Here is a 7,121-nt window from a genome sequence, read left to right on the forward strand (position 1 = left end):
GGTCATATCGGGCGCACAAAATTTCGTCGTGACGCATAGCAGTGTTTAAGCCAAAGAGAACAAACAACCAGCAGTCTGGGTCTTCATCTGCTACGGCTGCGGTTAGCAAATCGTCAGCCTCTTCATCACTGAGGGCTATAATCCGGCCCTTACTTTCTTTCAGCAGTTCAAAGTAACAGGGACGCTCCTTAACCCATTTCCATTGCACGGCCTTGGTAAACAGATGGGAGAGCGTGGCAAGTTCCCGGTTGATAGTGCCGGGGTTTGCGCCCGCGTCCAGGCGACGCTTTTTGTACCGATCCACGGTAAAGGTGGTAATTGAGTTAAGGCGTTGGCCCTTGAAAAAAGGTTTTAGGTGCATCCTAAACTGACGCCTCTTCGCTTTGATGTTCTTTCCACTCGTTTCTTCTAATCGTCTTATAAATTCGTCTGCGGATTGCGAAAATGTTAAATGGGTCTTACGGCCTTGGGGCAGTGACAACCGCCCCTCTCTGGCTTCCGTCAGCTTCGCTTCTACGAAGTCCTCACACTGGGTTCGAGTTACGCCGTCGCTTTCCAAACCGATAACGCGGTGAATACGTTGGCCATCGACCATGATGTTGACACTGTAACGGACATCACCATTTGTAATCCGTGTGGCTGTAGTACCGTGTTCGGTAATTGTCTCACCTGTTGGTAATCCGCACAAATAATGCCACGTCAATGTGTCTTTGATTAGAAATCCAGCCATTTGAATATTAGTCATCAAGATATGGTGAGTTCGTCTATCACCAAATGCGAATCCATAATGGGCTTATAATACCATGCGGCGATAGAGGACCTAATACAGGAGTTATTGATTGGTTGGTCAAATAGCCCCTGAAAACTTCTAATGTGCCTTCGTTGCCGAAGGAGAAGGAACACTAGAAGTTAATCCAGAACCCTTGGCCTCACTCAACGATAAAGCGGACCTAGAATGTCCGCCTCGCCCCCAGAAAGCAGACGTTAGTAGCGAGCTCTGATAGAGTCTGCTAATAGCCACAAGGCGACATTTAGGTTCTCTTAGGCGAAGCCTTCAGAGCATCGGCAGACGCGACAGGTAGACCGATCTTGAGGCTGGTCCAATCATTCTCTTTCGACTCGCAACCGATCGTACCGCCGAGCTTTTCCATAATGGCGGCGGCGATCGCCAGGTCGATACCGAAGCCCCGCGCCCCCCCTTCATCGGGCAGCGCGAAGGGCGTGAAAAGCAGATCGATCTTGTCTGCCGCAATACCGGCATGACGGTTGTCCACGGAAATTTCCACGTCTTCACCCTTAATAATTGCGGAAATTTTTATCTCGGTGTCCGGAAGGGCATGATTGGCGGCATTTTCTAAAAGAATATTCAATACCTCCTTGATCAGCTTCTCATCACCCATGACTGTCTTGTCCTGCATTCCGTCAAGCAGAGGCCCCGACGGAGGCTGGCGGAAGGGTGCCTTACATTCCACTATGGTCGTTTCCATGATCGTGTACACATTGATCGGCGCTATATTAACCTGGAGTTCCGGCAGAGCTAAGTAGCGTCGGAACTGCCCCAAGATTTTCGGTACGCTTTTCAGCTTCTCATATTCCTTAATGGCCTGCGGCTGATTTTCCATCGCCTGCGCAACTAGGGCCAGCGGTCCACGGATAAGCCCAATGACTGTGTCGATGACCTTGATGGTCTGCGAGTGGCTTTCGAGCAGGCTTTCTTCCGATGTCTTGAGCGCCAGAAAATTGCGGATGCGGGCATGGACTTCTTCCATGGGCGCGGTCTTTTCCAAGTAATCCAACGCGCCCATCTGCAGGGCCTGGGTGCGCACCTTCTTGTCTGCTGCGGCCGTATAGACCAATACCCGCGTGCTTTCCAATAGTTTCCGATTGCTCAATTCATTCAGGGTTTCGATCCCGTTCATGACCGGCATCATCAGATCAAGAATAACCAGCGCCGGGCGATTTTCCTCGATTAGGCCAAGGGCAATCTCGCCGTTCTCGGCTTCCAAAAATTCGTAGTCGCGAAACTCACGGCGGAGTTGGCGCACCAAGGGTTTTCGAATGTTGTCTGCCTCGTCATCAACAATGAGAATTTTAGGCTTGTTGCTCATTCAGTCTACTCCTCAACTCTAAATACTGGCACCATTCTAAACTTCAGCATGCTCTGTTGCCGGTAAGGTGAAATGGAAGGTGCTGCCGACGCCTTCGGTTCCCTCCACCCAGATACGTCCGCCGTGGCTTATCACTAGTCCCCTGGTCAAAGGTAGCCCTAACCCAGTCCCGCCCGCTTGGCGCGTGAGCGAAGCATCAACTTGTTCGAAAGCGTTGAAGATAACCTCATACATGTCCTCGGGAATACCACAGCCGGTATCTTCAATACTAAACTGCACCCACTCCCCATCCAAGGCAGCAGAGAGAGTAATCGAGCCGGCCTCGGTAAACTTTTCGGCATTTCCCAAAAGATTGAGAAGAATTTGTTTGAGCCGCATGGGGTCAGCGAAAACCTGTAGATCCAGCGGGATTTCGGTGCGCAACTCTAGCCCTTTGTCGGCGATTTTGGTGCGGATAATGTCCACTGCGGAGGCGGCTTCAGTTACTACCAACAGCGGCTCTGGATTCATTACCAGCTTACCTGATTCCAGCTTTCCATAGTCCAGAATCTCATTGATCAGATTCAACAGATGCTCCGCCGAACGAAGGCCGCCTTCAGCGATTTCGGTGACCTCGTCATGCAGCGATATCATGGCGGCTTGCAGTTTGTCGTGTTCCGACCCGCCCAGGTCGCGCAGGATATCCGAGAGATCTAGCATGCCGGCAAAGTCCGGAAATTGATTGACAAATTCCTCCAGCGGTCCCTTCAGGCCCTGGGTCGGGGTGCGCAGTTCATGACTAACCATGTTCAGAAATTCCGACTTTGCCTGACTGGCTTGTTCCGCAAGGTCGCGGGATTCTTCCGCCGAGCGACGCTGAAATTCTGCTTCTTCTTTGGCAGCATGGAGCGCTTCTCCCGCCGCCTTCTGCTTCGTGATGTCGCGAATAAAGGCAGCAAAGAAAATTTCATTATCCGGCAGACCAGAGGTTGTAACCGTAATTTCACAGGGAAAGGATGTGCCGTCTTTACGCAGGCCTTCGAGTTCTAAACGTTTGCCGAGGATATTTGGTTCTCGTGTCTTCAGGTAACGTTCAAATCCCGCACGGTGTGCGTCTCGGAGGGCAGGCGGAATGATGGTTTCAGCGATATTCCGGCCGATGGCTTCTTCGGCCGTCCAACCAAAGATTTTCTCAGCACGTTCGTTCCAGCTGATAATACGGTCCGCTTGATCACCGTTGCCACCGATCATGACCACAGCATCCAGAGCGCCACTCAGAACGGCCCGACTTTTTGATTCAGATTTTGCCGCCTCCTTGGCGGTGGCTTTAATCTGGCTGAGATCGACGGTGGAGCCGACAAAACGTGTCTTGCCGCCCAATTGGAGCTCGTTTACGGCAAGCCACATGGGGAAAGCCTCACCATGCTTATTCTTTCCCTGAACCTCCCGGCCCTGGCCAATGATTTCGGAGTGGCCCGTCTCCAAATATGTTCGGATGTATTCGTCGTGAGATGATGCATCAGGCTCTGGCATAACCATTGAAATATTCCGCCCGACAACTTCATCCGCGCTATAGCCGAACATGATCTCGGCATGTGGATTGAAGCTTTCAACGATGCCGCTATCGTCGATTACGATAATTCCGGTGAGCGCGGTATCGAGAATCTTCTGAAGATAGCCACGGGCAACATGCAACTCCGTATTGCTTTGGCGCAGCTCATCGACGACAGTTGCCAGTTTTGTTGACATGTTGTTAAACGATTTGGCGGTTTCAGCCAGCTCGTCTTGGCCTTCGGCGGGAATTTGCAACCCGATCTTTCCTTCCGAAATATCATGGGCACCCTGTTGAAGATCGATCAGGCGTCGCACCAAAAACGTGCCAAGCAGGAATGAAACGATGGCCGAAAACAGAATTTCGCCAGCGCCGATCAAAATAACCTTCAGCTGTATTTGCCTTATCGTAGAGCCCAAGAGATTAGTCGACAGGCCAATCTCGACCTGGCCGTATTTTTCGCCGTCCACGGTAATTGCGGCAAAGGTGTCGAAAACATCGTCTGTGGCCGTGCCAAGATTTCTGTCAGCCTTGAAGGGGCGTGCCAGCAGAGCCAGAGTATTTGACCGTTCTGCTAATACACCTGACGTATCACGAACCCGAGCATATAAAAGATCTTCGTTCTTCATGACTTCGCCGATAAAGCTTTCCAGCGAAGCGATGTCGGTGGCGAGTACCGCGTTCGCCGTGGTCGTGGCGAATAGCTGAGCGGTGATTTCTGCGCGCTTGAAAAACTGTTCTTCCAGATTACTCTGCATCACGCCCACGACGATGAACGCGAACATGATGTTGAAGATCCCCTCAACAGTGGCAATAAATAATATCGCCTTCCAGCGAAACGGCAATCGGTCGAATGAGTTCTGAATAAGACGGATCACAACTGAATATCCTTCAGCATCGCGATGAATACTTTATTTCGGAAGTTTGGTGATGCCAAGTTTGCGAACGTCATCCCAGTCACTGTCCCTTGCTGATACCGCTCCCTTTTTGAAGCCAATGACTTGTAACAATTTGCGGCCCGCCGGATCGTCAAACATTTTGCTCAATATACGCTGCACCGACGTCACCACTTCGGCTGATATACGAGGATGCGCGGCGAAGGCATGCGGTGTATAACCGTTGGTCGTCCAAAGCACCCGAAGTTGCTCGCCGATTTTCGGCGTGACTGTCCCAAAGGTTCGCTGAATACCACCGCCGGCAGGGTACAGTCCCTTGACGACGCCATGATAGACAGAATCATGACTGCCTACGTATTTAGGCGTTATGGCAATACCCTGTTGAGACAGGTAACTGCGCTGCAAAACGCTGGCAGCGAACGCAGCCGGCGCCGGGAAGGCGAGGGTCTTACCCGTCAGTTCCGCCAATTTCTTGATCGGTGAATCTTTGCGCACCACTAAAATACCCTTGATTCGTTTCCCCTTCTGCTTGGCGAACGCGCGATAGCCCGGGTCTTTCGCAAAAACCGTGTAGTGTGCTGGATTCATATATGCGAAATCGTACTGACCTTCCCTAACTCTTTGTTCGAAGGTCGGAATGTTGGGAGCGGTGCGAAAGGCAATTTTGTGGCTGATTTTCTTGCTGACATAGCGCAGAATCGGACCCCATTTTTTTACCAACACTGCCGCAGATTGCTGTGGGACGAAGCCGAACGTGAAAACGCTCTGTGCAGCGTTGACAGGATAAGCCATAAGAATAAAGACTATCAACAAGGGGACGCTTAATTTTGCCATAACAACTCTCCTATAGATGTGATCAAATCAATTTTCGAATTTATGCCTTATTATTTTTCAATTTAGAGGATACTGGAAAACACCTGTTATATGTACTATGTAAGATGCAATTGCCGTTTTGCCACGAGTCTTAGAGCAACAAGCCCCTTTTTGGCTATCGGTAGGGGAGAATTTGGCTCTTAAAAATTCAGAATTGCGCTTTTAATTCTAAGGCCGGAATTCCAAGTTTATGTATAGCAGTTCATTAGCGGATTGATAATATCTGAATTAGTGAACGTCCGCATCGGGTCCAGGCTGTGTCAAAACGTTCGCTGTTTAAGCAATTTAATCTGGCGATAGGTTTTGAGGCTCAGAATTTGGTTTTATCATTTTCTTTATCTCTCGTGGGTTGGGGTGCCCGCATGTGCCGTTATATTTAGTTTTTTGTTGGATTTGGCTCATTCAAAGCCGATGAACGCTTATACGGCCCTCATTGCCGCGATCAGCGGGCGAATACCGATGATGTTCATGACGCGTTTGAGATTGTAGGCCAGTACGTGCAACGCCATTTCCGTGCCAACCCGTTTCAGGGTCTTCATCTGGAAGTGGGTATATCCCATCCAGGATTTTATGGTACCGAAGGGATGTTCAACCGTTTCACGTCTTTGGCGCATTTTCTCTGGATGCTCGTCGAGACGACGCTGAACGTCCTCCAGAACATGTTCATGTTCCCAGCGTCTGATCCTGCGTTCTTTAGCCGTGGTGCATTGGCTTTTGATGGCACAACTCTGGCAAGCGGTCGTCCAATAGTGACGCAAGGCGAGCCCCGCTTCGACATTTGTAAAATGATAATTTAAGCGCTCACCGGCAGGGCAAATGTAGACATCGTCTTCGCTCACGTATCGAAAGTCCGGCTTAACAAAACGGCCCCTGGCTTTGTTGTTTGAGGTCTGTGGTTTAGGAAGCGTGACTGTAATTCCAGCTTTATCGCAGGCGAGGATCTCTTCGCTCTTGAAGTAACCCCGGTCGGCAACAACCTCCAGCTTATCTGTTTTAAGAGCTGCTTTCGCCTGCTTGGCCATGGTCGAGAGTTGGGAGCGGTCGGAACCAGAATTAGTCACCTCATGGGCAACAATCAAATGATGCGTGGTATCCACGGCGGACTGCACATTGTAAGCGACCATGCCACTGCCCCGGCCACTCGTTGCCATTGATCTGGCATCAGGATCCGTCAGGGATATCTGCTGGCCGGGCGTTGCGAGCATCCGAGCTTCAAGCTTTTGCAAGCGCTGCATCTCGTCTTTGAGCGTCTCAATTTTGCTGTTCAAGCGTTCCGTCGTCATCGTTCGCGCACGAGAAGGTTCTTGCCGATCTGCGCTGTCCAGTTGATGCAGATAGCGAGCAACACTTTCCTCAATCTGATCCATGTGACGCTTCACCTTGCCCCGCGTGAAGTTCTTATCACGGGTATTCACTGCTTTGAACTTACTACCATCAATTGCCACGCTTGCATCCGCGAATAAGTTTAACTGGCGACACAGGCCAACGAACTGAGCGCAGACTTTACGGATCGCTTTGCCATTGTCTTTACGGAAGTTTGCAATCGTCTTGTGATCCGGAACCAAGCGACCCGTCAGCCACATCACTTCAACATTACGTCCCGCTTCACTTTCCAAACGACGGCTCGATTGAACCCGGTTGAGGTAGCCGTAAATATAAAGCTTCAACAAAGCAGAAGGATGGTAACCCGGTCTGCCAGTCGCCAGAGGTTCA

The 7,121-nt window shown here is 50.6% G+C and carries 5 protein-coding genes; all 5 read right to left on the reverse strand.

Annotated features, from left to right (window positions below):
- The coding region (locus HOM51_18550) for a site-specific integrase (protein ID MBT5036516.1) at nucleotides 1–730 on the reverse strand (730 nt) is incomplete at its 3' end.
- A gap of 301 nt (nucleotides 731–1,031) precedes the next feature.
- Entirely contained in the window at nucleotides 1,032–2,108 is a 1,077-nt protein-coding gene (locus HOM51_18555; GenBank protein MBT5036517.1) for a response regulator, read from the reverse strand.
- A 36-nt stretch (nucleotides 2,109–2,144) separates the two neighbouring features.
- A complete protein-coding gene (locus tag HOM51_18560; protein ID MBT5036518.1) occupies nucleotides 2,145–4,517 on the reverse strand; it encodes a PAS domain S-box protein in 2,373 nt (790 codons plus the stop codon).
- Nucleotides 4,518–4,550: 33 nt separating this feature from the next.
- Nucleotides 4,551–5,369: a phosphate/phosphite/phosphonate ABC transporter substrate-binding protein gene (locus tag HOM51_18565; GenBank protein ID MBT5036519.1), complete on the reverse strand. Its 819-nt coding sequence runs from the start codon at nucleotides 5,367–5,369 to the stop codon at nucleotides 4,551–4,553.
- 458 nt (nucleotides 5,370–5,827) lie between these two features.
- Nucleotides 5,828–7,121: IS1182 family transposase (locus tag HOM51_18570; GenBank protein MBT5036520.1), on the reverse strand; the 1,294-nt coding region annotated here is incomplete at its 5' end.

The sequence above is a fragment of the Rhodospirillaceae bacterium genome (assembly GCA_018660465.1).
GTDB lineage: Bacteria > Pseudomonadota > Alphaproteobacteria > Rhodospirillales > JABJKH01 > JABJKH01.

What these genes read in the sequence shown, in the direction of transcription:
- HOM51_18555 (MBT5036517.1), bottom strand. Translation starts at nt 2,108, where the DNA reads ATGAGCAACAAGCCTAAAATTCTCATTGTTGATGACGAGGCAGACAAC.
- HOM51_18565 (MBT5036519.1), bottom strand. Translation starts at nt 5,369, where the DNA reads ATGGCAAAATTAAGCGTCCCCTTGTTGATAGTCTTTATTCTTATGGCT.